Source organism: Pseudomonas sp. S09G 359 (genome assembly GCF_002843605.1).
Lineage (GTDB): Bacteria > Pseudomonadota > Gammaproteobacteria > Pseudomonadales > Pseudomonadaceae > Aquipseudomonas.
The window spans coordinates 1,911,694-1,936,345 of sequence record NZ_CP025263.1 but is presented as its reverse complement, the minus strand read 5'-3'; the positions used below and the strand labels follow the sequence as shown (position 1 = coordinate 1,936,345).

Sequence of the window (24,652 nt, the reverse complement as noted above, 5' to 3'; positions counted from 1 at the left end):
TTTGTCCATGTGTCTCAAGTTGGTCACGGTCAAAAATGTGGGAGGGGCGGTGCGACGATTCGACTTGCCCCCTCCCACCTTCTGGCCTACGCAACCCTAGTAATCCGATACACCCGCTCCTCAAGCCGCGTGACGCCGTCCTGCACAAACTTCCAACTCTCCCCCAGCACGTCCTGTTCTTCCAGCACTTGCAGCGCCCAGTGCGCCCCCAGCAACACCTTCACTTCCTCATCGGTCACCGCAAACGGTGGGCCGGCCTTTTGCGTCTGCTCGTAATCAAGGGTGACCAGCAGGCCCTGGCAGCCCCGTTGCAACAGGTGGTTCAGATGCTCGGCATACTGCGCGCGCATCAACGGCGGCAAGGCGATCAATGCGGCGCGGTCGTAGAGCGCGGTGCAGTCGGCGAGCATCTCGGCTTCCAGGGCGAAGACATCCCCGCACCACAGCTCGATCAAATCAGCCTGGTACACCTTGAACCCACCGCGCTGGCTGATGCGTGGCGTGAGGTTCTGCTCGCTGAAGAACGCCTCCACCGCCTGCTCTGACAGCTCCACCCCCATCACCCGCAACCCGTGGCTGGCCAGCCACATCAGGTCCAGGCTCTTGCCACACAGCGGCACCAGCACCTTCGCGCCGTCAGGCAAGGCCAGCGTTGGCCAATGGCGTTGCAGGTAGGGGTTGACCTCGGGCAGATGAAAACCGATCTGATTGCGCGCCCAGCGCTCCTGCCAAAACTTAGGCTCCATGGATCACCCCGAAAATTCGATCAAATAGCGCTAAAACTTATATTAGATTTAGATCAATGATCTGATTGAAGATGGGCCCATATTAACGCTCAGGACCCCTCTTATGTTCCCTAGCCTGTTTATCTCCCATGGTTCGCCCATGCTGGCCCTGCAACCCGGTGCCAGCGGCCCGGCCTTGGCGCGCCTGGCCGCTGAACTGCCGCGCCCCAAGGCCATTGTGGTGGTGTCGGCACATTGGGAAAGCCAGGAATTATCTGTCAGCGGCAGCGCCGCCCCCGAAACCTGGCACGATTTTGGGGGCTTCCCCCGCGAACTGTTTGCCGTGCAATACCCGGCGCCGGGCGACCCGCAGCTGGCCGGTGAGATTGTGCAACTGCTGCAGGCCGACGGCCTCAACGCACGCCTCGACAACCAGCGGCCCTTCGACCATGGCACCTGGGTGCCGTTGTCACTGATGTACCCGGCGGCGGATATCCCGGTGGTGCAGGTGTCCCTGCCCAGCCGCATGGGCCCTGCCCTGCAGACACGGGTCGGGCATGCCCTGGCCAGCTTGCGCGAGCAAGGCGTGCTGTTGATCGGTTCCGGCAGCATCACCCATAACCTCGGTGAGTTGAATTGGCATGCCGGCCCTGAAAGCATTGAGCCGTGGGCGCGCGACTTCCGGGACTGGGTAGTGGATAAACTCGCCGCCAACGACGAGGCCGCCTTGCACGACTATCGCCGCCAGGCACCGCATGCCGTGCGCAGCCATCCCAGCGATGAACACCTGCTGCCGTTGTACTTTGCCCGCGGCGCCGGAGGTGAGTTCAGCGTGGCCCACAAAGGCTTCACCATGGGCGCGTTGGGCATGGACATCTACCGCTTCGGCTGATCGATAAAAATCCAAGGATGAGTTAAATCCAAAGCAAAAAAAATCCCCGAACCAGTCGGGGATTTTTTATGTGCGATCAATCAGCCCAAGGGCGGATCAATCTTCGCGGTAGCGACGCAGCTTCAGCTGCTTACCGGCAACGCGAGTGTCTTTCAGCTTGGCCAGCAGTTTTTCCAGACCGTCTTCCGGCAGCTCCACCAGGGAGAAGCTGTCACGGACCTGGATGCGACCGATGGCTTCACGTGCCAGGCCACCCTCGTTGAGGATAGCGCCCAGCAGGTTCTTGGCCGCGATACCATCACGCGCACCCAGCGCGGTACGGCAACGAGCACGGCCTTCAGCCAATGGAACCGGAGCGCGACGCTCACGATCACCACGGTCTGGACGGTCGCCAGTACGCTCTGGACGATCACCGCGTGGCGCGTTGTTCGGGACCAGTGGGCGTTCTTTCTCGATGGCTGCCAGGGTCAGGGCCTGACCGTTGGTAGCTTTGCGCAGCAGGGCTGCAGCCAGGGCACGTGGGGTGCAACCGATATCGGCGGTCAGGCGGTCCAGCAGGTCGCCGTGGGTCGATTCAGCGTCAGCCACCAGCGGCGACAGGCTGTTGGTCAGTTTCTTGATGCGCGCATCCAGAACAGCCTGAGCGTCCGGCAGGCGCACTTCGGCTACTTTCTGACCGGTTACACGCTCGATCACTTGCAGCATGCGGCGCTCACGTGGAGTCACCAGCAGCAGTGCGCGACCTTCGCGACCTGCACGGCCAGTACGGCCGATACGGTGCACGTAGGACTCTGGGTCGTAAGGCATGTCAACGTTGAATACGTGGGTGATACGTGGAACGTCAAGGCCACGGGCGGCAACGTCGGTCGCTACAACGATGTCCAGACGGCCATCCTTGAGGGAGTCGATTACGCGCTCACGTTGGTTCTGGGCGATGTCACCGTTCAGCGCAGCGGCTTTGTAGCCTTTGGCTTCCAGGGCACTGGCCAGGTCCAGGGTCGCTTGCTTGGTGCGCACGAACATGATCAGGGCGTCGAAGTCTTCGACTTCCAGCAGGCTCAATACAGCCGAGGTCTTCTGGTCAGCGTGAACCAACAGGTGAGCCTGTTCGATCGCGGTAACGGTCTGAGTCTTGGTCTGGATCTTCACGTGTTGCGGATCGCGCAGGTGGCGTTCGGCAATGGCACGGATCGACTGTGGCAGGGTGGCCGAGAACAGTACGGTCTGACGGGTCGGTGGCAGCGCCTTGAAGATGACTTCCAGGTCATCCATGAAGCCCAGCTTCAACATTTCGTCAGCTTCGTCGAGAACCAGGTGGTTCACGGTCGACAGCACTTTCTCGTCACGACGCAGGTGGTCGCACAGACGGCCCGGAGTGGCGACAACAATCTGTGCGCCGTTACGGATGGCTTTCAGTTGTGGGCCCATAGGCGCGCCGCCGTAAACGGCCACAACGGTTACGCCTGGCATTTGCTTGGCGTAGGTTTCGAAAGCGGTTGCTACTTGCAGCGCCAACTCACGGGTTGGCGCCAGGATCAGGGCTTGCGGCTCGCGCTTGGCAGGATCGATGCAGTGCAGGATAGGCAGGGCGAACGCGGCGGTTTTACCGGTACCGGTTTGCGCCTGGCCAATCATGTCCTGGCCGGCCATGATGATCGGGATCGATTGCTGCTGAATCGCCGAAGGTTCTTCGTAGCCGGTCGCGATGACGGCAGCAAGAATGTTCGGGTTAAGATTAAAAGCGGCGAAGCCGCCGGTTTCCTGGGTCATGGGTCTGCCTCTAAGTGCATCCGCAAAGACCCATGCTCCAAAGCTGCGCATGCCGTGTTGAGACTCAAGAGTCGCCCTGGCTGCTTTGTCGGCGGGGATTTGCGAAAACGAATGAATGAAAAAGATTCGTCAAGGGAGAGTCCGCTGTGCGGACGTGCAGCCGAAGCTGACTTCGGGGAATTGCGCTACCTAAACGCGGCCCGGTTAAAGGCCGGCGCGCACTATACCGGAAATAGCTGAAAAAGGGAGCTTTTTTTATCGGGAAACACCGATAAACCGCGCTGCGTCACAGTCTTTGCGTAGATGCCCGCCAGGGTCTATTTTTCAAAGGCCCGGCCCTGCTGGTCATAACGCTTAAACGTTTCACCTACGCATTGAGACTCGTTGCTCCGAAATAGCTCCGAAACCCCACCCGCGCCCGAGGGCACACCCCATGAATCAAGCCAGCAGCAGCCGCGTCAGCCGTGAACTCCAGGGCCATGTCCTGTTGCTGGGCCTGGACCGGGTGGCCAAGCGCAACGCTTTTGACCTGGATTTGCTTAACGAGCTGAGCCTGGCCTATGGCGAATTTGATCGAAACGACGACGCCCGGGTGGCTGTGGTGTTTGCCCACGGCGACCATTTTACCGCCGGCCTGGACCTGGCCAATGTCAGTGCCGTGATGGCCGGCGGCTGGCAACCACCGTTGGGGGGTTGCGATCCCTGGGGCGTGTTCGCTGGCCCCAGGGTCAATAAACCGGTGATCGTGGCCGCCCAGGGTTACTGCCTGACCATTGGTATCGAATTGATGCTCGCGGCGGATATCAATCTGTGCGCGAGCAACACGCGCTTTGCCCAGATGGAAGTGCAGCGCGGGATCTTCCCCTTTGGCGGCGCGACCTTGCGCTTTCATCAGATCGCCGGCTGGGGCAACGCGATGCGCTGGTTGCTCACCGGCGACGAGTTCGACGCCCATGACGCCCTGCGCCTGGGCTTGGTGCAGGAAGTGATGGCCAGTGAAGACTTGCTGCCACGCGCCATCGAGCTGGCTACTCGCATTGCGCGCCAGGCACCGCTGGGCGTTCAGGCTACGTTGATGTCGGCGCGGTTGGCGCGCATGGAAGGTGAAACCGTGGCGGCCGCCGCGTTGCCGCCGATGGTGGATAAGTTGCTTAACAGTGAGGATGCCAAGGAAGGGGTGCGGGCGATGGTTGAGAAGCGGCCGGGGGTGTTCAAGGGCATTTGAGTGTAGGCAGTGATGGCCTCATCGGGGGCAAGCCCCCTCCCACACTTGGAATGCATTGCAAATGTGGGAGGGGGCTTGCTCCCGATGAGGCCGGCAAAGACAACTTAGGTCGCCGGCCGAATCGCCTTGATCAACGGCTGCAACGAGTACCCCAGCCGCGGCGCCAACGCCTCGGCACGGGCCGTCAGCGCATCCAGGTCCAGCTCCTGATCCAACTCCGAAGGCACCAGCAGAATCACATTGCCCTCCTTCACCGGCAATTCCCAGTAATGCCGGTGGTACAACCCGCGCAACAATGCGGCCCCCAGCGGTTTGCCATCGTCGGTGGCCCACTGGTTGATCACCAGCCAACCGCCGGGGTTGAGTTTTTTCTGGCAGTTTTCCAGGAAGCTCCAGGCCAGGTGGCCCACGCCTGGGCCGACGTCGGTATACAGGTCGACGAAAATCAGATCCGCCGGCTCGGCGGTATCGAGTAACTGCAAGGCGTCGCCGATGCGGATGTAGAGCCGTGGGTCGTCGTCCAGCCCAAGGTACTCAATGGCCAGGCGCGGCACATCGGGGCGCAGTTCGATGGCTTCGACGTCTTCCAGCGGCAAGAACTTGAGGCACGCCTGGGTCAGCGTACCGGCGCCCAGGCCGAGGAACAGCGCACTCTCCGGCAGCTCATGGCACAACGCGCCAATCAGCATCGCGCGGGTGTAGTCGTACTCCAGCCAGCTCGGGTCGGCGGTAAAAACGCAGCTTTGCTCGATGGCGTCGCCAAATTCGAGAAACCGGTAGTCGGCCACTTCGAGCACACGGATCATGCCGAAATCATCATGGACTTCGGCCAGCAGGTGCTCGACACGCTCCTCGCTCATCACTACTCCTAAAGGGTTACCGCACGGCAAAGCCGCGATTGTCAGCCAACCGGCAGCAGCAGGTCACGCACTAATTGCTGATAACATTGGCGCCCGACCGTCAATCAGCCAAACGAGTTCATGATGAGCCAACCCTGGAGCCCCGACAGCTGGCGCGCCCTGCCGATCCAGCAACAACCCCAGTACCCGGACGCTGCACACTTGCTGCAAGTGGAGCAGAACCTGGCCAGCTACCCGCCACTGGTGTTTGCCGGGGAAGCCCGCGAGTTGCGCCGTCAGTTTGCCGAAGTGACCCAGGGCCGCGCGTTCCTGCTGCAGGGCGGCGACTGCGCCGAGAGCTTTGCCGAGTTCTCCGCGGCGAAAATCCGCGACACCTTCAAGGTGCTACTGCAGATGGCCATTGTGATGACCTTTGCCGCCGGTTGCCCGGTGGTCAAAGTCGGGCGCATGGCCGGCCAGTTCGCCAAGCCGCGTTCGGCCAACGATGAAACCATCAATGGCATCACCCTGCCCGCCTACCGTGGCGATATCGTCAACGGTATCGGTTTCGACGAAAAAAGCCGTGTGCCGGACCCGGACCGCCTGTTGCAGTCCTACCACCAGTCCACCGCCACCCTGAACCTGCTGCGCGCGTTTGCCCAAGGCGGTTTTGCCGACCTGCACCAGGTGCACAAGTGGAACCTGGACTTTATCGCCAACTCCGCCCTGGCGGAAAAATACAGCCAGTTGGCCGACCGCATCGATGAAACCCTGGCTTTTATGCGCGCCTGCGGCATGGACAGCTCGCCGCAACTGCGCGAGACCAGCTTCTTCACCGCCCACGAAGCGCTGCTGCTCAACTACGAGCAAGCCTTTGTGCGTCGCGACAGCCTGACCAACGACTACTACGACTGCTCCGCGCACATGCTGTGGATCGGCGACCGCACGCGCCAGCTGGACGGCGCCCACGTCGAATTCCTGCGCGGAGTGAACAACCCGATCGGGGTCAAGGTCGGCCCAAGCATGAACCCCGACGACCTTATCCGCTTGATCGACATCCTCAACCCGGACAACGACCCCGGCCGCCTCAACCTGATCGCACGCATGGGCGCCGGCAAGGTCGGCGACCACCTGCCAAACCTGATCCGTGCCGTGCAGCGCGAAGGCAAGCAAGTGCTGTGGAGTTCCGACCCGATGCACGGCAACACCATCAAGGCCAGCAGCGGCTACAAGACCCGCGACTTTGCGCAGATCCTTGGCGAAGTGAAGGAGTTCTTCCAGGTGCACCAGGCCGAGGGCAGCTACGCCGGCGGGATTCATATCGAAATGACCGGGCAGAACGTCACCGAGTGCATCGGCGGCGCGCGGCCGATCACTGAAGACGGGTTGTCGGATCGTTATCACACCCATTGCGACCCGCGGATGAATGCGGATCAGTCGCTGGAGTTGGCGTTTTTGATTGCTGAGACGTTGAAACAGGTCAAGCGCTGAGACCTTAGTTGTCAGGGCTGACGCCATCGGGGGCAAGCCCCCTCCCACATTTGAAATGCGTTCCCCTGTGGGAGGGGGCTTGCCCCCGATGGGGCCCTACAGGCCAACATCCATGCTGAGCATGGCCACCCTCAACCGATCAGCACTCACCCGCGGACAATTGAGCTGCACCTGCTCCAACCCCAACCAATCAGCCATCTGCCGCAGGTTCACGGCCAACGCCTGCATCCCCTCCTCATCCAGCCCCGGCTCCTCCTCGTGCACCGCATGCACCGCCAGGCGCCCATTGGCGCGTTCGGCACGCAGGTCGACGCGCGCGGCGATCCGCTCGTTGTGCAAAAAAGGCAGCACGTAGTAGCCGTACACCCGCTTATCCTGCGGGGTGTAGATCTCCAGGCGGTAGCGAAAATCAAACAGGCGCTCGGTGCGCGCGCGTTCCCAGATCAGTGAATCGAACGGCGACAGCAAGGCGCTGGCCGGCACTTTGCGTGGCACTTTCGGTTCGGGCAGGCAATACGCCGGCTGCTTCCAGCCTTGCACCTGACAGGTCAGCAACTGCCCGTCCTCCACCAGTTCGGCCAAACGGGCGCGGCTGTCGGCGGGGTCGAGGCGGAAGTAATCGCGCAGGTCTTTTTCCGTGCCGACACCCAATGCGGTGGCGCTGTGCAGCAGCAGGCCACGCTGGGCCTCGGCTTCGCTCACGGATAGTTGCAGCGCCTCAGCGGGGATCACCCGTTCCGGCAAATCATACAGGCGCTCAAACCCACGCCGCCCGGCCACGGTGACCAGCCCGGCGGCAAACAGCCATTCCAGCGCATGTTTTTCATCACTCCAATCCCACCAGGGGCCAGCGCGTTCCTCGCGGGTCGACAAACTGCCCGCAGCCAACGCGCCCTGCTGTTCCACGGCTTGCAAGACACGCTGGATGGTGGCTTGCTGCTCGCGGCCAAAACGTGCCATCTGTGAGTAAATCCCCTGCCCCTGCTGCGCCCGCTCCATGCGCCAGCGCATCAACGGGTACAGCGCCATCGGCAGCAACGACGCTTCATGCCCCCAATATTCAAACAGCGAACGGCGTCGGCCCTGGCTCCAGGCGGCCTGTTCAAGCAGCAAGGGGGAATAGTTGCCGAGGCGGGAAAACAGCGGCAGGTAATGGGAGCGCACCACGGCATTCACCGAATCGATCTGCAACACCCCCAGGCGTTCGATCAACCGGTTGAGGTGCGCGGCCTTGATCAATGCAGGCGCCTGGCGCCCGGAAAAACCCTGGGCCACCAGCGCCATGCGTCGAGCTTGCTTGAGTGAAAAGGACAGGTCGGCGAGCATGGGAATCTCCGTGTGGGCGCGCCGACCACCCTACTGCATCCTGGATTATTTTCGCAGCGGGTCTTGCCAGAAATGCAGGTGGCGCTCCTGCTCCACGTCGCCGCGGTTAAGACCGATGTCCTTGAGAGCATCATCACTCAAGGTCGCCAACATCTGGCGCTCCTCATGCAGCGCCTGCCAACGGGCAATCTTGTGAAACAGCCCGGAAAACGGACGTTTCGCCATCAACACAAAACCTCTTTGACCTTTCATCTTCTCGCCCTCCAGTGGGGATGACGCGAGTGTGTGCCTGGGCTTAAGATCAATCCAACGAATGTTTCTTATGCAATACATCTCGGAGATTCATCAATTGTCCGGCTACCCGAGCATCGACACTGAAGTGCTGCGCACCTTCGTCGCCATCGCCGACCAGGGCGGTTTCACCCGCGCCGGCGAAGTGGTCAACCGCACCCAGTCGGCGGTGAGCATGCAGATGAAGCGCCTGGAAGAAGACGTGTTGCAGCGCAAGCTGTTCGAGCGTGATGGCCGACAAGTGCGGCTCACGCCCGAAGGCCAGGTGCTGCTGGGCTACGCGCGGCGCATCCTGAAACTGCACAGCGAGGTGTTTAACACCCTGCGTGAACCGCATATGGTCGGGCTGGTACGCATCGGCACGCCGGACGACTACGTGATGCGTTTCCTGCCGGGGATTCTCAAACGGTTCTCCAAGGCGTATCCGCTGATCCAGATCGAGATGCACTGCGAGGCGTCGACCGTATTGATGCAGCGCCGCGACCTGGCGCTGACCGTGATCAGCCGTGAGCCCGGCAATGAGATTGGCGAATTGCTGCGCACCGAACGCATGGTCTGGGTGGCGGCGCCGTGCTTCTGCGTGGACGAGCACGATGCGCTGCCGCTGGCGATTTCCGGCGTCGACAGCTTCTGCACCCAGTGGACCCGCGCGGCCCTGGACGCTGCCGGGCGCGATTACCGCCTTGCCTACCACAGCTCCAACGTGGCGGCGATTCAGGCCGTGGTGAGTTCCGGCCTGGCGGTCATGGTCAGCATGGAAAGCCTGGTCACCGAAGACCTGCGCGTGCTCGGCAGCGAAGAAGGCTTCCCTCCCCTGCCGTCGATGAATCTGCGATTGCTGCGCAACCCGGCGATGACCTCGCCCATCACCGAATGCCTGGCGGATTACATCCTCGAAGGCTTCAGACTTTAAACGTCAGCATCACCGCGCACACCACCAGGAAGCCGCAGAACAGCCCGCGCAATACGCGCTCCGGCAGCGCGTGGGCCACCTTCACGCCCCAACTGATGCTGAGCAAGCCGCCAACGGCCAGTGGCACACCGATCATCCAGTCCACCTCGTGGTGCCAGGCGTAGGTGACCAAGGTTACGCCGGTGCTGGGCAGCGCCAAGGCCAGGGACAAGCCTTGAGCGACCACCTGGGTGGTGCCGAAAAGGCTGGTCAGCACCGGCGTGGCAATCACTGCGCCGCCTACCCCAAACAGACCGCCCATGGAGCCGGACGCGGCGCCCAAAACGCCCAGCCATGGCCAGGAGTAGCGCATCTGTGCCGTCGGCGGTGCATTGCGGGTGAACATGCGCAACACGTTGTAGGCCGCCAGCGCCACCAGAAAGGCGATAAAGCCAATGCGCATCGCCGCCGCATCCAGGCCCACCGCCCAGATCGAACCCAACCAGGCAAAACTGAAACCCATCACCCCCAGCGGCAATGCGTGACGCAGCTCGATACGATTGCGCTGGTGATAACGCCACAGCGCCAGCATCACATTGGGCACCACCATGACCAGCGCGGTGCCTTGGGCAATCTGTTGATCCAGGCCGAACAACACGCCGAGCACCGGAATGGCAATCAGCCCGCCGCCAATCCCGAACAGCCCGCCCACCGTGCCGAGGGCCGCGCCCATAACCAGGTATATCGCTAAATCCAACACCACGCGTCACTCCACAATCCCAGGCCTTGCATGCTACGCAGTCGGCTCTGGCGCGGAAACGCACAGCAACGCACAATGGCTATGCCAATCTCGCATAAGCGCGCGCCTATGAACCCCAATACCCTCACTGATCAACTCGGCCTGTTTCTCGATGTGTTGGAGACGGGCAGCTTTTCCGCCGCCGCCCGTCGCCATCCGTTGACGCCCTCGGCGGTGGCACGGCGCATCGACAGCCTGGAAAGCTCGGTGGGCAGCCGCCTGTTCCAGCGCAGTACCCACGCGGTGCTGCCAACCCCGGCCGGCCTGGCGTTTGCCGAACGGGCGCGGCGGATTGTTACTGAGTTGCAACTGGCGCGGGCCGAAGCGGTGTCCCTCAGCCATGCGCCGGAGGGTTTGATCCGCGTGGATGCCCCGGCGGCGTTCGGGCGGCGGCATCTGGCGCCGGTGATTGCGGACTTTTTGAACGTGTACCCGGGGCTCGATGTGCACCTGCATCTGATCGACAGCTTCGTTGATATGCAGGGTTCGCACTTGGGCAAGGTCGACCTGGTGCTGCGCGCCGGGCATATCGTCGACACACGCCTGATCGCCACGCCCCTGGCCAGTATCGTGCGCATCGCCTGCGCCAGCCCGGCGTATTTGAAAAGCCGCGGCACCCCCACCCACCCGCGCGAACTGAGCGAGCACGACGGCCTGGACTGGGAGGGCATGGCGCCGATGTTCGCCTGGCGTTTCGAGTTGGACGGGCGCCGCGCCACGTATCGCCCGCAACGCATCCGCATGAGCGCCAACAACGCCGAAGCCTTGCTGTCCGGCGCCCTCGCCGGCCTGGGCATCGCCCATCTGCCGACCTGGTTGGCCAGTGAGTATCTGGTGCGTGGCGAGCTGCTGCCACTGTTTTGCGAAGACGGCCTGCCCAGCCCGGAAACCACCGGGATCTACGCCTTGCGCCTGGAACAACAGGCCAACGCCCGTAGCCGATTGCTGCTGGAATACCTGAAGTCCAGATTCAGCCCGGTGCCGCCCTGGGATCTGGCGCTGCAGAGTGGCTTTGTCTGACCGCTAGGACAGAATTACCTGGCGCATTAAACATTTGCCCGCTAGATTCCAGACCAGACACGCTTTTTTGAGGCACTGCCATGAGCAAAAATCCAGACCCGTGCGAATCCCTGATGCTGGATAACCAGCTGTGCTTCGCCCTGCACTCCACCTCACTGCTGATGACCAAGGTCTACAAGCCGCTGCTGCAAGCCCTCGGCCTGACCTACCCGCAGTACCTGGCCATGATGGTGCTATGGGAAGAGGATGGTTTAACCGTGGGAGAAATCAGCAGCCGCCTGCTGACCGATCCGGGTTCCCTCACCCCGCTGCTCAAGCGCCTGGAAGCCGAAGGCCTGCTCAGCCGCACCCGCAGCCGTGAAGATGAGCGCGTGGTGGTGGTGGAATTGACCGATGCCGGCCGGACCTTGCAGGCAAAGGCCATGGGTATTCCGCAGTGCATCCTCGGCGCCAGCGGGTTGGAGCTGGAGCAATTGCGCAAGCTGCAAGCTGACCTGGTTGCACTGCGCAGCAACCTGCAGAACGCAATCTAAAACACTAAGCGGATCGAAATGTGGGAGGGGGCTTGCCCCCGATAGCGGTGAATCAGCCAATGAATCTTTGACTGATACACCGCCATCGGGAGCAAGCCCCCTCCCACATTGGTTTTAGGTGCTCCCGAAAATATTTTATAAATTTATCTTGCGCACTAAACATTAGCGCTATACATTCACCTCACCAACTACTTAGCGCGCAAATATTTAGCGCTAATAATCAAAGAGGACGACACCATGCAAACTCTCTATACCGCAGTAGCCACCGCCACCGGCGGCCGTGATGGTCGCGCTGTTTCCAGCGACAACATCCTCGACGTCAAGCTCGCCACCCCTAAAGAACTCGGCGGTGCCGGTGGCCAGGCCACCAACCCTGAGCAACTGTTTGCCGCCGGTTACTCGGCCTGCTTTATCGGCGCCCTGAAATTCGTCGCCAGCCAGACCAAACGCAAAATCCCGGACGACGCCTCGATCACTGCCCATGTCGGCATCGGCCAGATCCCGGGTGGTTTCGGTCTGGACATCGACCTGCACATCAGCCTGCCGGGCCTGGCCCAGGACGACGCGCAAAGCCTGGTCGACGCCGCCCACCAGGTCTGCCCGTACTCCAACGCCACCCGTGGCAACGTCGATGTTCGCCTGCACGTAAGCGTCTGATGACCACCGCCGTCCGAGGAGAGAACAATGAACACAATTGGTAAAGCACTCACCGGCACCCTGCTGGCCCTGTCCATCACCAACGCCTTCGCGGCCACTGGCGATGTAGAACACACCACCCAGGCGTTCCTGGATGTGTTGAACGCCGGCAGCGGCAAGCCGATAGAGCAACTCACGCCGAAGGACGCCCGTGCCGTACTGACGGGCGCCCAGGCCGGGGTGAAGTTGACATTGCCAGCGGCGGACGTGAGCCAGAAGACCATCCAGGTCGATGGCCAGCCGCTGGGCCTGACCATCGTGCGTCCAGCCGGGGTCAAAGGCACTTTGCCGGTGTTCATGTTCTTCCACGGCGGCGGTTGGGTGCTGGGGGATTACCCCACCCATGAACGCCTAGTGCGGGATCTGGTCGCCGGTTCGGGGGCGGTCGCGGTGTTCGTCAACTACACGCCGTCACCCGAAGCGCACTACCCGGTGGCCATCAACCAGGCCTACGGCGCCACGAAATGGGTGGCTGAACACGCCAAGGAACTCAATGTCGATGGCAAGCGCCTGGCGGTAGCGGGCAACAGCGTCGGCGGCAATATGGCGGCGGTCGTCAGCCTGATGGCCAAGGACAAGGGCACGCCGGCCATCAAGTTCCAGCTGCTGCTGTGGCCGGTAACCGATGCCAACTTCGAAACCGCGTCCTACAACGAGTACGCCGAGGGGCACTTCCTCAGCAAAAACATGATGAAGTGGTTCTGGGACAACTACACCACCGATGCCAACCAGCGCGCCGAGATCTACGCCTCGCCGCTGCGGGCCAGCACTGATCAGCTCAAGGGTTTGCCGCCCGCACTGATTCAAACGGCCGGGGCCGACGTGCTCCGCGATGAAGGCGAAGCCTATGCGCGCAAGCTGGATGCAGCCGGTGTGCCGGTAACCGCCGTGCGCTACAACGGCATGATCCATGACTACGGTTTGCTCAACGTGGTCAGCCAGGTGCCGGCAGTGCGCTCAGCCCTTCTCCAGGCCTCGGATGAACTGAAGCAACACCTGAAGTAAAAGGTAACGCGCACAAAAAAGCCCGACTCAAGGTCGGGCTTTTTATTCGTACCGGTTGGCCAGAATTACTTCTTGGCGCGACCTTTGTACGAACCACCTTCACGGGTGTCAATCTCGATCAGGTCGTCGATTTCGATGAAATCGGCCACTTGCAGTTCGGTACCGTTAGCCAGCTTGGCAGGCTTCATTACTTTGCCCGAAGTGTCACCGCGAGCGGAACCTTCGGTGTAGGCAACCTTACGCACGATGGTGGTCGGCAGCTCTACGGAAACCAGACGGTCTTCGAAGAAGATTGCTTCGCAGACGTCTTCCATGCCTTCTTCCACGAACGGCAGAACGGCTTCGATATCTTCAGCGTTCAGCTCGTACATGGTGTAGTCGGTGGTGTCCATGAACGTGTAGGTGTCGCCGCTGATGAAGGACAGGGTCGCTTCTTTGCGGTCGAGGATCACGTCGTCCAGTTTGTCATCGGCGCTGTAGACGATCTCGGTCTTGTAACCGGTCAGCAGGTTCTTCAGCTTGGTCTTCATGATTGCGCTGTTACGACCAGACTTGGTGAACTCAGCTTTCTGAACCAGCCAAGGGTCGTTTTCGAGACGGATCACTGTACCGGGTTTCAGTTCTTTACCAGTTTTCATTGCATATATCCGAAATTTGGATGGGATTTACAAAAATCAAGGTGGCGTATCATATCCAACTTTCATAAAAGTGTACCAGCGCCGTCGCAAGATCGGCCTGCAAGCCTTGTTCCAGACACCACGTCTCGGCGTGCTGGCTGACTTCTGGCCAGTGCTCAAGCAGCATTTTCCAAGGCTGTGCCATATCGCCATCAGTGTTCCACACCTGCCAGAGTGCGACCAGCGCAGCCCTTGCCGCCGGCGACAGGCCTGCCGTGTACAGCGCCAGGAACGCGTCGAGCTTGTCGAGGTGGATGTCTTCATCCTGACGGTAGATGTGCCACAACAGTGGCCGCCCGGCCCACTGGGCACGCACGAACGAGTCCTCGCCGCGCACCGCATTGAAGTCGCAGCACCACAGCAGGCGGTCATATTGCTCCTGGCGCACGAACGGCAGCACCTGCACGGTCAGCGCCTCGCGCTGATGCACAGCACCCGCCGCCAGGCCTTCTACCTTGAGCCAGCGCTCTACATCACCGAGGATGCGCCCTTCCGGCACCAATAGATGGGTGGCACGCCCGTCCGTCGACAACGCGTCAAGCCAACTGGCGAGCCCGGCGTTTTCATAGGCAAACAGCGAGATCAGCCGCGCACCGGCGGCCGGCACCACGCCCAGGGTGTGCAGGAATTGGCGCTGCGCCGCGCCATCCTGCTGAAACGCCCGACGCTGCTCCAGCAACCCCGCCTCACGCAACAGGCCGCCAGTGCCAGGCCGGAAGCCTGGAAAAAAGAAGTACTTCTGTACGCCCTTGAACTTCACCGAAGGCAAGCGGTGGCAACCGACCACCCAGTCTTCGGCGCTGAGGTAATCCAGGTTCATCCACAAGGGCGTGCGGTCGCGCTCGGCCATGGCTTCCATGTAGTCGGGCGGCAATTGGCAGGCGAAGGCGGCGATCACCACATCCGCCGCCGCCGCCCCGGCCCACTCGGCCGGCCAGTGGCGCACTTCGACGCCCTCCTGCCATTGCTGCTGCAATTGCACGTCGATTTGCGGGCACATGCGCTCGAAGGCCCGCAGGTCGTCGACCCACAGGCGCACGTCGCAGCCGTGTTCCACTACCAGTTGCCGGGCCAGGCGCCAGGTCACGCCGATGTCGCCGTAGTTGTCGACGACGCTGCAAAAAATATCCCAGCGGGCTTTCATTCCGGGCTCCAACGCTCAAAGGCTCGATTGTCCGCATAAATGCGCTGATGCAGAAGGCTTGATCGCGATTATTCTGCACAGAGGCTGTGCGACAATCGCGGCTACGTCTGCAATGCCTGCCAGGAGGCCCTCATGTCTGATCGTCCGTTATCGCTGCTCAAGCTGTGCATCGCCATTGCCTTGGGCGTGTGGCTGGGGTTTATCGCCATTGCACTGACCACCTGGCTGGCATCGCGCTATCTGTTCCCGCAAAGCCTGGCCCCCGTCGCCCAGGCAGTCCAGCAGTTGGGCCAGCCGGCCACTGTGGCGCCAGCGCCGGAGCCGCCGAACCGCATGTTCGAGCAGTACCAGCAGAACCTGCAAAAGCAGCAACAACAGCAAACCCTGGAGCAGGCGCGCAATAACGCACGCAACCTGGCCAACCCTAAATGCCAGTTCTGGCTGCAACAGGACCAGAACGCGCCCAATGAAAAGAGCCGGGCGAATGTCCTGCAATTTTGCGAATGATCAAGCACAACCATGAATAAACACGCCGTCCACCAAATGATGCTGGAGAAACTCAGCGTCGACCTCGACATCACCCAACGCGCCGCGCAGACCGCCTACGAAACCGCGACCCACGAAGAAAATATCGCCGAGAACAAATACGACACCCTCGGGCTGGAAGCGTCTTACCTGGCCGCCGGGCAAGCCAAACGCGTCGAGGAAATCAAGCAGGCGCTGGCGCTGTGCCAGGCCATGCCGCTGCGTGCCTACGATGATCAGCGGGGTATTGAAGTCGGCGCGCTACTCGGCCTGGAAGACGAAAACGGTCGCCAGCAATGGCTGTTCCTGGCGCCGGATGCGGCAGGCTTGAAGGTGGAAGTGGTGGGGCAACCGGTGACCGTCATCACCCCGCGTTCACCGTTGGGCAAAAGCCTGCTGGGCAAGTTCGAGGGTGATGAGGTGGAGATTCTGGTGGCAGGCGCTCGGCAACTGTTTACGGTTACCGAGGCCAAATAAGCTTGCCTTTGCAGTGACGCGGTATCAGTGAACCGGCAATTCTACGCCGTCAAACAGCTCTTCCAGCTCCTGCTTGTTGTGGCACTGGATCGCCTTGGCCATCACTTCACGGGTCAAGTGCGGCGCGAACTTCTCGATGAAGTCGCACATGAAGCCACGCAGGAAGGTGCCACGACGGAAACCGATCTTGGTCACGCTGGATTCGAACAACTCGCTGGCATCGAGTACCACCAGGTCTTTATCGAGGTTGGTATCTACCGCCATCTTGGCGACGATGCCCACGCCCAAGCCCAGGCGCACGTAAGTCTTGATCACGTCGGCGTCGGCGGCGGTGAACACCACTTTCGGCGTGAGGCCGCGATGGCTGAAGGCTTCGTCGAGCTTGGAGCGGCCGGTGAAACCGAACACATAGGTCACGATCGGGTATTCGGCCAGGGCTTCCAGGGTCAGCTTCGACAGCTTGGCCAGCGGGTGGCCCTGAGGCACCACCACGCAACGGTTCCAGCGGTAGCACGGCATCATCACCAGGTCCCCGAACAGCTCCAGGGCTTCGGTGGCAATGGCGAAATCAACGGTGCCGTCGGCGGCCATCTCGGCGATCTGCATCGGCGAGCCCTGGTGCATGTGCAGCGCCACGTCCGGGTACTGCTTGATGAAATCGCGGATCACCGGCGGCAAGGCATAACGTGCCTGGGTGTGGGTGGTGGCGATCGACAGGGTGCCTTTCTTCTCGTTGGAGAATTCCTGGGCGATCTGCTTGATGCTTTCGACTTTGCGCAGGATCTCGCCGGCGGTGGTGATGATGCGTTCACCGGCCGGGGTGACGCGGGTGAGGTGCTTGCCGCTACGGGCGAACACTTCGACACCCAGCTCGTCTTCGAGCAGGCGGATCTGCTTGCTGATACCCGGTTGCGAGGTGTACAGGCTTTGAGCGGTAGCGGAAACGTTGAGGTCGTGGTGCGCCACTTCCCAGATGTAGCGCAGTTGTTGAAGCTTCATATGTGTCCCTCAAAGCAGATAGACGCCACGGGTATCAGCGACGGTATATAACTATATTAAAGGTTTGACGGATAAATCTAGAACTTTTTATCGTTTTCTATCCATCACACGTCATCGCTGCGTCGACGTTGTAAGGAAGGCACCAGGTAAACCGGCACCGTAGACAGCTGCAACACCCGCGCAGCGGTACGCCCAAGCGGTGTGGCCGCGGCGGTTGCATGGCTATGGCTGCCGACGATCAGCAGGTCTACGGAGAGTTTGCGCAACTGTTCGAGTATCACTTCGCACGGGTCCCCCTGGATCACCCGCACCGAGCGGATCAATTTCAGATCCTGCTCCCCCTCCCCCAATTCCTCGCGAAAACTGTCCAGCACCCGCTGCTCGATGGTCGCCATCACCGTGGTCAGCCCCTGGCTCTGCCATTCACGCAAGGCCGCCTCATCAAGGTAGCTCTGCAACACCGATTCGGCGAACAGCCCGATGGGCTCGACCACATGAATCACGTACAAATCAGCCTTGAACGTTCGCGCCAGCGCCAGCGCATGCTGCATCACGTAAGGCGCATACAGACCGAGGTCCGTGGCATACAGCATCGAACGAATCATAGAACCTCCTGGGTTGCCAGGACGGCGGAGATTGAATCAGCTTAGCAGCGCCCAGGCGACTTGGATTGACTTAGATCTTCACCTCGTTACTGATGCCATGGGGCACGTGCCCGGTGGCCACAACCTCCCTGGCCTTCTCGCAATGCCCGGCCTGATCATCGAAAAATACATCGGCGGCGAACGCTTCCAGAAACGCGGATTTTTCCAGGCCGCCCAAGAACAGCGATTCATCCAGGCGGATATCCCACTCGCGCAGGGTGCGAATCACCCGCTCATGGGAGGGTGCCGAACGGGCAGTCACCAAGGCGGTGCGGATCGGGCAGGCCTCGTCGGGAAACTCGCGCTGCAACAGGTTCAACGCTGCCAGGAAGCCCTTGAAAGGCCCGCCATGCAAAGGCTGGCGCGCCGACTCACGCTCGCTGGCCTGGAACGCCTCCAGCCCGCCGGCCTGGTAAACCCGCTCGGACTCATCGGAAAACAGCACCGCGTCGCCGTCAAAAGCGATGCGCAGTTCCTCGCTGGAAGCCCGGCGCGGGCCACCCGACAGAATCGTCGCCGCCGCAAACCCGGCATCGAGGGCGCTGCGCACATCCTCGGCATGGGTGGACAAAAACAGGTGGCAACCAAATGCCGCCAAATAGGGATAGGGACTACGCCCGCCGACGAAGGCCGCGCGGGAAATATCCAGACCGTAATGCTGGATCGAATTGAACACGCGCAAGCCGGTGTCGGCACTGTTGCGGGACACCAGCACCACTTCCACGCGGGCACGCCCAAGGCTCGCATTAAGGCTGAGCAGCTTCTTCACCAATGGGAAGGCATCGCCGGGCTCGAGATTTTCCTCTTCGTGTTCGATCTGGTATTTGCGATAGGCCTCCACGCCCTGGGCCAGGTAGACCTTGTGGCTGTCGCTCAGGTCGAACAGCGCCCGCGATGAAATCGCCAGCACCAGTTTGTCGCCCAATCCCTTCGCCATGGTGTTTCCCCCCAGTCAGCGGTTGTGCCGATCGATAAAGCTCAAGGCCTGATACAGCGCTTGCATGCGCGGCAATTCGCACCCTGCGGCCTTGGCGGCGGCCAGTGGCCGAGCGTAGATCGCCGCCAGTTCCAGCGGGCGTTTGTGCACATGGTCGTGGTACATGCTGGGCAGGTAGTCATCCATGGACTCGGTCATGGTGAACATCTGCTCGGCGTAACTGTTGGGGATCGCATGGCCGCAGGCATTGGCCCCCTGCACCACCTCGGCCATCAGCGCCTGGATCAGTTCGCGGCTGGATTCATCCGCCATCAGCGCGGTGGTGCCAGTGCCCAGTAATACGGACAGGCCGTTGTAGGGCACATTCCACACCAGCTTGTGCCACCGGGCCTGATGCACATTAGCCATGGCCTGGGACTCGATGCCGGCCTGGTGAAACAGCGCGGCGCCGGCCTCGACAATCGCCTTCTGGCGGTCTGCATCGTTGGCTGCAGTGCCGCTGTGATAGCCGAGGTTGACCCGGCCCAACGCCTGGTGCTCGACCACGCCAGGCGCGGAGCGATGCACGCCGATGTAGCACAAGCCGCCGAGCAGATGCAGCGACGCCGGCAGGTGTTCACGCAGGCTGTCTTCCACATCGAGGCCGTTTTGCAGCAGCACCACTTTGGCATCCGCTGCCGCGACCTGGGCGATGGTCGGCGCCAGGTCCACGTTGCCGGTGGATTTGGTGCCCACCAGCAACCAGTCGCACGCCGGCATATCGGCCGCGCGGGCGTAGGCCTGCACCGGGTGCAAGTGCAGCTTGCCATGCAACGTACTGTTGAGATGCAAGCCGTGCTCGCTGACGGCGGCATATTCGCTGCGCAACAGGAAGTGCACATCGAAACCTGCACGCGCCAGCATCAGGCCGTAGAAACCACCGATGGCGCCGGTGCCAATGATGCCGATACGCGGCGATTGTGCTGTCATGGCAGATCCTCAGGAGTACGGGTAAGCGCTTGATTGATCGCATCGCTCAGGTCGGCAAGTGTAAGACGTGTCTGTATTTGCCCGAGGAATTGACCCTCGCACACCACGAACAGCGCGGGCAAATGAAAGATCTGGTAGCGTTCCACCGCCCCCCCGTTGTGCCCGGCATCCACCCAGCACACGCGGTCCAGCGGCAAGCGCCAGCCCGGCAGTTGCTGGCGTGCCCAACGGCAACTGGAACACCCCACACTGGTGAACACCACCAGCGAAATCCCTGGCAATCCCAGCAATTGCTGGTCAATATCCAGGTCGGTCAATTCCAGTTCCTTCACTATACTGCTGCTGCCGCCGTCAACTGGACGGTGCTTGGAGTCCGTGTACATGGGTCGTTTTTTACCTCACCCTGATGATGTCGCCGTCGAGTTAATCCAACGCCCCTCCCCCACAATCCCCCGTCAACGCCTGCACACTATCGGCCTGGGCGGCATCGCCTGCAATTGGCCGCGCGCCTGGCGCCAGGGTACTGCGGTTGATCTGCACATCCCCTCACTGGGCGCCAGCGCCCGATACCCGGGCTATGTGGCGTGGTGCCGCAAGGTCGAGAACGGCTACCGCATCGGCATCTCGTTCACCGACGAGCATGCACTGTTCGGTGCACGCATGGGTGAGCAAGCATGCCGGATGGAACGCTACTGCCGCCAGCACGAAGACGCCGAGCCGACGCCTGAGCAACTCGAAGCCCTGGCCCGGGAGTGGGTGTCGCGCCATGCCGGCGAGTTCTCCCATGAGGCATTTGTGCAGCCAGCGCGGGATTAAAGCGGGCTTTGCCCATTGTCGCGGGCCCGTGTTACGCGCTAAGGTTCCTCCCCCCTGCATTCAAATCATGCTGTGCCCGCCGCACGGGGATGGCTGGCGGCCGGCACCCGTGACCCTGGCGAGTAACACGATGGCTGATTTACCGATCAATGACCTTAACGTCGAATCCAACGAGACGCTGATCACACCTGATCAGCTCAAGCGCGAAATCCCCCTGAGCGACGCTGCCCTGCAGACCGTCACCAAGGGTCGCGAAGTCATCCGTGACATCCTCGACGGCACCGACCACCGCCTCTTCGTCGTGATCGGGCCTTGCTCGATCCACGACCTCAAGGCTGCCCATGAATATGCCGAACGCCTCAAGGTGCTGGCGGCAGAAGTGTCCGACACCTTGTACCTGGTGATGCGCGTCTATTTCGAAAAACCGCGCACCACCGTCGGCTGGAAAGGCTTGATCAACGACCCGTACCTGGACGACTCGTTCAAGATCCAGGACGGCTTGCACATCGGTCGCCAATTGCTGCTGGACCTGGCCGAAATGGGCCTGCCCACCGCCACCGAAGCCCTCGACCCGATCTCCCCGCAGTACCTGCAAGACCTGATCAGCTGGTCGGCCATCGGCGCGCGTACTACCGAATCCCAGACCCACCGCGAAATGGCGTCCGGCCTGTCCTCGGCCGTGGGCTTCAAGAACGGCACCGACGGCGGCCTGACGGTTGCGATCAACGCGCTGCAATCGGTGTCGAGCCCGCACCGCTTCCTGGGTATCAACCAGGAAGGTGGTGTGTCCATCGTCACCACCAAGGGCAACGCCTACGGCCACGTGGTGCTGCGTGGCGGCAACGGCAAGCCCAACTATGATTCGGTCAGCGTTGCGCTGTGCGAGCAGGCGCTGAACAAGGCCAAGATCAAGCCGAACATCATGGTCGACTGCAGCCACGCCAACTCCAACAAGGACCCGGCCCTGCAGCCGCTGGTGATGGAAAACGTCGCCAACCAGATCCTCGAAGGCAACCAGTCGATTATCGGCCTGATGGTCGAGAGCCACCTGAACTGGGGCTGCCAGGCGATTCCAAAAGACCTGGCCGACTTGCAGTACGGCGTGTCGATCACCGATGCGTGCATCGACTGGGCGGCCACCGAAAACACCCTGCGCAGCATGCATGCCAAGCTCAAGGACGTATTGCCCAAACGCAAACGCAGCTGAATTGCGCACACAAAAACGCCGGGCTAGCCCGGCGTTTTTTATTCCCTGCTGATCCGTCAGAGCTTGGCGGCGTGGCGCTGGTGGCGCTCCATGTAGCGTTCTACATAAGAGCACGACGGGATCACTGTGTAGCCTGCTTCTTCGGCGAACTTCAAGGCTTCTTCGGTCAATGCCGCCGCGATACCACGGCCGCGCAGTGCGTTGGGCACGAAGGTCCGATAGATATCCAGGGTCTGCTTCCCGAGGTCCATATAGGTCAGATAGGCACGATGACCGTCCACATTGGTCTCGAACTGATGACCAGCCTGGTCATGGTGGATGGACAACGCCTCGCTCATCACTACTCCTCGCGGGTCTTGAATTTTGACCCCTACCTTACCGATGTTTTTCCGGCGAAGGAACATCTACGCCACCCCGTGCCGGTTTCGACAACGAGAAAACCTGAGCGCTCACAACCAGCACGTAAGGAATAGTAGGCACCAATCCTGCAATTGCTCAAGGCGCACTCGTCATCCCCTGCCACTGGTGGATATAGAAAGGGCCTCGATCAACCGGTGACCGATAGCCTGAACATTGCCGGCAGTTGAACCTTGAGACGAACAGGCGCTCTTAAAGTCACCTCTACATGGGTAAAAGATACCGAAAGGGCTAAACGCGGCCTGAGCGAAAGTGCGAGCCTGGATATATAAATTTTCATCTATTTACAAGGCCTAACGCATGCAGGGCGGTGCTCTCAGCCTGGATCCAATGCTCATCCATATGAAAAAAATTGGACGCTTTTTATACAAATTTCCAAAAGATTAGCCAAAATAGATTCGGCACAAGAATTTTTTTTGCTTCTTGCGCTACGTCAGTTTACTTACTACAAGTAATGAGTAGTATGTACGCCGGCTATCAGCTCACTCTGAGAAAGTAGCCATTTAATAGAAAGTCCTTGAAGGGGAACACGATGAACAACGTTCTGAAATTCTCTGCTCTGGCTCTGGCCGCAGTTCTGGCTACCGGTTGCAGCAGCGTCTCCAAAGAAACCGAAGCTCGTCTGACTGCAACTGAAGACGCAGCAGCTCGCTCCCAGGCCCGTGCAGACGAAGCCTATCGTAAAGCTGATGAAGCTCTGGCTGCTGCTCAAAAAGCACAACAGACTGCTGACGAAGCTAACGAACGCGCTCTGCGCATGCTTGAAAAAGCAAGCCGCAAGTAATAGTCCTTCGGGGTTGTTACCAAGCCGATCCATTTATGGGTCGGCTTTTTTATTGCCTGAATATGAGAGGGGGCTTGCTTCCGATGGCGGAGGTCAGTCACGGAGGTGTTGACTGATACACCGTTATCAGGAGCAAGCCCCCTTCCACAAGGTTTACTGTTGCAGGTCAATCGGTGCACTGGACGCTATAGGCGCTGCACCCGGCACACCGATCTCGGTCGGCAGGCCATCTTCCGCCGCGACCACATCGCGCACCTGGTCCCAGTTCACCCGCAGGTTATTGGCCAGGTCCTCACGTTTGAGCAGAGCGTTGATCACCGCCGTGTGCTTGTCGACCACCGACGGTGTGCCGTCATCGTTCAATGGCGTATGCGCTTCGAGGTAGACCTTGCCACCACTGCTGCCAAACTTGTACGCATCGTTGATGATGCGCACTGACGTGCCCACCGGCACCATGCCGGCCATTTCCAGCACGTTGTTGTTGAACATGCGGAAGCAGCCGTGGCTAGTACGCGTACCGATGCCGAACTTCATGTTGGAGCCGTGGATCAGGTAACCCGGCGTGCCCAGGGTAAACTTGAACGGGCCCAGGGGGTTGTCCGGACCGGCCGGCACCACATTGGGCAGCGGGTCACCGTTGGCGGCGTGCTCGGCCTTGATCGAGGCCGGCGGCGTCCAGGTCGGGTTCGGCGTCTTGGCGATGATGCTGGTATGGGCGATGGGCGAGCCCCAGCCTTCACGGCCGATCCCCAGCGGGAAGGTGTAGACCACGTTCTGGCCCTTGGGGAAGTAGTACAGCCGGTATTCCGCCAGGTTGATCACGATGCCTTCGCGCGGGCCCGGTGGCAGGATGAAACGCGTCGGCAGCACGATCTCGGTGCCCGCCCCCGGCAGCCAGGCATCGACGCCCGGGTTGGCCGCGACCATTTCCGAATAGCCCAGGTCATAGGTGGTGCCCAGGTCGGCAAAGGTGTCTTCGTACTTGGCCTTGATCACCTGGACCTGGCCGACGATGTCCTCGCCCGGCGGTGGCAAGGGCAACTGCAAAGCTGACGCAGAACCGGCCGCACAGAGTGCAGCGAGAGACAGGCAGCAGGTGACGACGGAAAGGCGCGACAACATCCGGAAAATCCTTCGCAGAACGACGGGTAGGTAAAAATCGATTGTATACGTGAAGCGCACTTCTAGCTGCAAGCTTGTAGGCGGGCCTACAGCTCGAACCGCAGCTCCGGCCAGATCGGCGGCGTGCCGCGCTTCTGCGACTCGAGAATAGCCCGGCACAAGGGGCACAGGCGTTGGTCCTGGAAAATCGAACGATCCACCAACGACCAGCGCGGTTGCGCCGGCAATAAGGTGCCGCACAGCGTGCGATCGATGGAGCCGCCCAGTTCCAATTGACGCGTCACCAGATGCACCCGCACTTCCTGGCAGGCGAACAGATCCAGCTGCTCGTCCGGCTCGATCAGTTGGTAGTTAAACAGGGACCAGGCAGGACGCGACATCAGGGGCTCCAAATCGGGGGGGCGCCACCTTAGCCGAAAGCCTGCCGGTA

The 24,652-nt window shown here is 61.0% G+C and carries 29 protein-coding genes; 13 read left to right on the top strand and 16 right to left on the bottom strand.

Features of this window, described 5'->3' with window-relative positions; genetic code table 11:
* Window positions 1-86 precede the first annotated feature (86 nt).
* Window positions 87-746, bottom strand: a complete 660-nt coding sequence (locus CXQ82_RS08805) for a thiopurine S-methyltransferase (RefSeq protein ID WP_101267980.1) — start codon at window positions 744-746, stop codon at window positions 87-89.
* A 103-nt stretch (window positions 747-849) separates the two neighbouring features.
* Here CXQ82_RS08805 and CXQ82_RS08800 point away from each other — a divergent pair, with 103 nt between their 5' ends.
* Window positions 850-1,617: a class III extradiol ring-cleavage dioxygenase gene (locus CXQ82_RS08800; protein ID WP_101267978.1), complete on the top strand. Its 768-nt coding sequence runs from the start codon at window positions 850-852 to the stop codon at window positions 1,615-1,617.
* A gap of 96 nt (window positions 1,618-1,713) precedes the next feature.
* On the opposite strand, the gene CXQ82_RS08795 is transcribed toward CXQ82_RS08800, so the two are convergent.
* Window positions 1,714-3,387: a DEAD/DEAH box helicase gene (locus CXQ82_RS08795; RefSeq protein WP_017136163.1), complete on the bottom strand. Its 1,674-nt coding sequence runs from the start codon at window positions 3,385-3,387 to the stop codon at window positions 1,714-1,716.
* Between the two features lie 433 nt (window positions 3,388-3,820).
* On the opposite strand from CXQ82_RS08795, the gene CXQ82_RS08785 reads away from it, so the two are divergent.
* Window positions 3,821-4,612, top strand: coding sequence for a crotonase/enoyl-CoA hydratase family protein (locus CXQ82_RS08785; protein ID WP_101267977.1), 792 nt, complete (start codon window positions 3,821-3,823; stop codon window positions 4,610-4,612).
* Window positions 4,613-4,716: 104 nt separating this feature from the next.
* Here CXQ82_RS08785 and CXQ82_RS08780 read toward each other — a convergent pair whose 3' ends face one another.
* Complete coding sequence (locus CXQ82_RS08780; RefSeq protein ID WP_101267974.1) at window positions 4,717-5,472, bottom strand: spermidine synthase; 756 nt, start codon at window positions 5,470-5,472, stop codon at window positions 4,717-4,719.
* Between the two features lie 123 nt (window positions 5,473-5,595).
* On the opposite strand from CXQ82_RS08780, the gene CXQ82_RS08775 reads away from it, so the two are divergent.
* Window positions 5,596-6,942, top strand: coding sequence for a class II 3-deoxy-7-phosphoheptulonate synthase (locus CXQ82_RS08775; protein WP_101267972.1), 1,347 nt, complete (start codon window positions 5,596-5,598; stop codon window positions 6,940-6,942).
* A gap of 96 nt (window positions 6,943-7,038) precedes the next feature.
* Here CXQ82_RS08775 and CXQ82_RS08770 read toward each other — a convergent pair whose 3' ends face one another.
* Both CXQ82_RS08770 and CXQ82_RS08765 read right to left on the bottom strand, forming a co-directional pair.
* Window positions 7,039-8,268, bottom strand: coding sequence for a winged helix-turn-helix domain-containing protein (locus tag CXQ82_RS08770; RefSeq protein WP_101267970.1), 1,230 nt, complete (start codon window positions 8,266-8,268; stop codon window positions 7,039-7,041).
* A gap of 45 nt (window positions 8,269-8,313) precedes the next feature.
* The gene (locus CXQ82_RS08765; protein WP_164445021.1) at window positions 8,314-8,520 is read right to left on the bottom strand and encodes a DUF1127 domain-containing protein; all 207 of its coding nucleotides are present in this window, start codon (window positions 8,518-8,520) and stop codon (window positions 8,314-8,316) included.
* A gap of 70 nt (window positions 8,521-8,590) precedes the next feature.
* On the opposite strand from CXQ82_RS08765, the gene CXQ82_RS08760 reads away from it, so the two are divergent.
* A complete protein-coding gene (locus tag CXQ82_RS08760; RefSeq protein WP_101267967.1) occupies window positions 8,591-9,472 on the top strand; it encodes a LysR family transcriptional regulator in 882 nt (293 codons plus the stop codon).
* On the opposite strand, the gene CXQ82_RS08755 is transcribed toward CXQ82_RS08760, so the two are convergent.
* Window positions 9,462-10,211, bottom strand: coding sequence for a sulfite exporter TauE/SafE family protein (locus tag CXQ82_RS08755; RefSeq protein ID WP_101273746.1), 750 nt, complete (start codon window positions 10,209-10,211; stop codon window positions 9,462-9,464). The genes CXQ82_RS08760 and CXQ82_RS08755 overlap by 11 nt on opposite strands.
* A 108-nt stretch (window positions 10,212-10,319) precedes the next feature.
* Here CXQ82_RS08755 and CXQ82_RS08750 point away from each other — a divergent pair, with 108 nt between their 5' ends.
* The 4 genes from CXQ82_RS08750 (at window position 10,320) to CXQ82_RS08735 (ending at window position 13,504) form a co-directional block, all read left to right on the top strand.
* The gene (locus tag CXQ82_RS08750) at window positions 10,320-11,270 is read left to right on the top strand and encodes a LysR family transcriptional regulator (RefSeq protein ID WP_101267964.1); all 951 of its coding nucleotides are present in this window, start codon (window positions 10,320-10,322) and stop codon (window positions 11,268-11,270) included.
* Between the two features lie 80 nt (window positions 11,271-11,350).
* On the top strand, window positions 11,351-11,803 hold the full coding sequence (locus tag CXQ82_RS08745; protein WP_101267962.1) for a MarR family winged helix-turn-helix transcriptional regulator: 453 nt from the start codon (window positions 11,351-11,353) through the stop codon (window positions 11,801-11,803).
* 237 nt (window positions 11,804-12,040) lie between these two features.
* Window positions 12,041-12,460 (top strand): organic hydroperoxide resistance protein, encoded by a 420-nt coding sequence (locus CXQ82_RS08740; RefSeq protein ID WP_101267958.1) that lies wholly within the window; start codon window positions 12,041-12,043, stop codon window positions 12,458-12,460.
* Between the two features lie 27 nt (window positions 12,461-12,487).
* Complete coding sequence (locus tag CXQ82_RS08735) at window positions 12,488-13,504, top strand: alpha/beta hydrolase fold domain-containing protein (protein WP_101267955.1); 1,017 nt, start codon at window positions 12,488-12,490, stop codon at window positions 13,502-13,504.
* Window positions 13,505-13,569: 65 nt separating this feature from the next.
* Here CXQ82_RS08735 and CXQ82_RS08730 read toward each other — a convergent pair whose 3' ends face one another.
* Both CXQ82_RS08730 and earP read right to left on the bottom strand, forming a co-directional pair.
* A complete protein-coding gene (locus tag CXQ82_RS08730; protein WP_003218698.1) occupies window positions 13,570-14,142 on the bottom strand; it encodes an elongation factor P in 573 nt (190 codons plus the stop codon).
* Window positions 14,143-14,191: 49 nt separating this feature from the next.
* On the bottom strand, window positions 14,192-15,325 hold the full coding sequence (gene earP, locus CXQ82_RS08725) for an elongation factor P maturation arginine rhamnosyltransferase EarP (RefSeq protein ID WP_101267953.1): 1,134 nt from the start codon (window positions 15,323-15,325) through the stop codon (window positions 14,192-14,194).
* A 132-nt stretch (window positions 15,326-15,457) separates the two neighbouring features.
* Between earP and CXQ82_RS08720 the strand changes: the two genes are divergently transcribed.
* On the top strand, window positions 15,458-15,832 hold the full coding sequence (locus tag CXQ82_RS08720) for a hypothetical protein (protein ID WP_101267951.1): 375 nt from the start codon (window positions 15,458-15,460) through the stop codon (window positions 15,830-15,832).
* A gap of 12 nt (window positions 15,833-15,844) precedes the next feature.
* Window positions 15,845-16,327, top strand: a complete 483-nt coding sequence (locus tag CXQ82_RS08715; RefSeq protein ID WP_101267949.1) for a GreA/GreB family elongation factor — start codon at window positions 15,845-15,847, stop codon at window positions 16,325-16,327.
* Window positions 16,328-16,351: 24 nt separating this feature from the next.
* On the opposite strand, the gene cysB is transcribed toward CXQ82_RS08715, so the two are convergent.
* From cysB to CXQ82_RS08690, 5 genes are all read right to left on the bottom strand, one after another.
* Window positions 16,352-17,326 (bottom strand): HTH-type transcriptional regulator CysB, encoded by a 975-nt coding sequence (gene cysB / locus CXQ82_RS08710; protein WP_101267947.1) that lies wholly within the window; start codon window positions 17,324-17,326, stop codon window positions 16,352-16,354.
* Between the two features lie 104 nt (window positions 17,327-17,430).
* Window positions 17,431-17,931: a universal stress protein gene (locus CXQ82_RS08705; RefSeq protein WP_101267945.1), complete on the bottom strand. Its 501-nt coding sequence runs from the start codon at window positions 17,929-17,931 to the stop codon at window positions 17,431-17,433.
* A 70-nt stretch (window positions 17,932-18,001) separates the two neighbouring features.
* Complete coding sequence (locus CXQ82_RS08700) at window positions 18,002-18,907, bottom strand: 5'-nucleotidase (RefSeq protein WP_101267942.1); 906 nt, start codon at window positions 18,905-18,907, stop codon at window positions 18,002-18,004.
* 15 nt (window positions 18,908-18,922) lie between these two features.
* Window positions 18,923-19,876, bottom strand: coding sequence for a putative 2-dehydropantoate 2-reductase (locus CXQ82_RS08695; protein WP_101267940.1), 954 nt, complete (start codon window positions 19,874-19,876; stop codon window positions 18,923-18,925).
* Entirely contained in the window at window positions 19,873-20,259 is a 387-nt protein-coding gene (locus tag CXQ82_RS08690) for a co-chaperone YbbN (RefSeq protein ID WP_101267938.1), read from the bottom strand. The genes CXQ82_RS08695 and CXQ82_RS08690 overlap by 4 nt, the downstream gene beginning before the upstream one ends.
* Between CXQ82_RS08690 and CXQ82_RS08685 the strand changes: the two genes are divergently transcribed.
* Window positions 20,258-20,692 carry a PilZ domain-containing protein gene (locus tag CXQ82_RS08685; protein WP_101267936.1) on the top strand — a complete coding sequence of 145 codons (435 nt, stop codon included), beginning with the start codon at window positions 20,258-20,260 and terminating at the stop codon, window positions 20,690-20,692. The genes CXQ82_RS08690 and CXQ82_RS08685 overlap by 2 nt on opposite strands.
* A 130-nt stretch (window positions 20,693-20,822) precedes the next feature.
* Window positions 20,823-21,899: a 3-deoxy-7-phosphoheptulonate synthase gene (locus CXQ82_RS08680; RefSeq protein ID WP_101267934.1), complete on the top strand. Its 1,077-nt coding sequence runs from the start codon at window positions 20,823-20,825 to the stop codon at window positions 21,897-21,899.
* 56 nt (window positions 21,900-21,955) lie between these two features.
* Here CXQ82_RS08680 and CXQ82_RS08675 read toward each other — a convergent pair whose 3' ends face one another.
* Window positions 21,956-22,237 (bottom strand): GNAT family N-acetyltransferase, encoded by a 282-nt coding sequence (locus CXQ82_RS08675; RefSeq protein ID WP_003189869.1) that lies wholly within the window; start codon window positions 22,235-22,237, stop codon window positions 21,956-21,958.
* A 611-nt stretch (window positions 22,238-22,848) separates the two neighbouring features.
* On the opposite strand from CXQ82_RS08675, the gene oprI reads away from it, so the two are divergent.
* Entirely contained in the window at window positions 22,849-23,100 is a 252-nt protein-coding gene (oprI, locus tag CXQ82_RS08670) for an outer membrane lipoprotei OprI (protein ID WP_003172710.1), read from the top strand.
* 153 nt (window positions 23,101-23,253) lie between these two features.
* Here oprI and CXQ82_RS08665 read toward each other — a convergent pair whose 3' ends face one another.
* Both CXQ82_RS08665 and CXQ82_RS08660 read right to left on the bottom strand, forming a co-directional pair.
* Window positions 23,254-24,222 (bottom strand): L,D-transpeptidase family protein, encoded by a 969-nt coding sequence (locus CXQ82_RS08665; protein WP_101267932.1) that lies wholly within the window; start codon window positions 24,220-24,222, stop codon window positions 23,254-23,256.
* An 86-nt stretch (window positions 24,223-24,308) separates the two neighbouring features.
* Complete coding sequence (locus CXQ82_RS08660) at window positions 24,309-24,602, bottom strand: hypothetical protein (RefSeq protein ID WP_003172705.1); 294 nt, start codon at window positions 24,600-24,602, stop codon at window positions 24,309-24,311.
* Window positions 24,603-24,652: the final 50 nt, after the last annotated feature.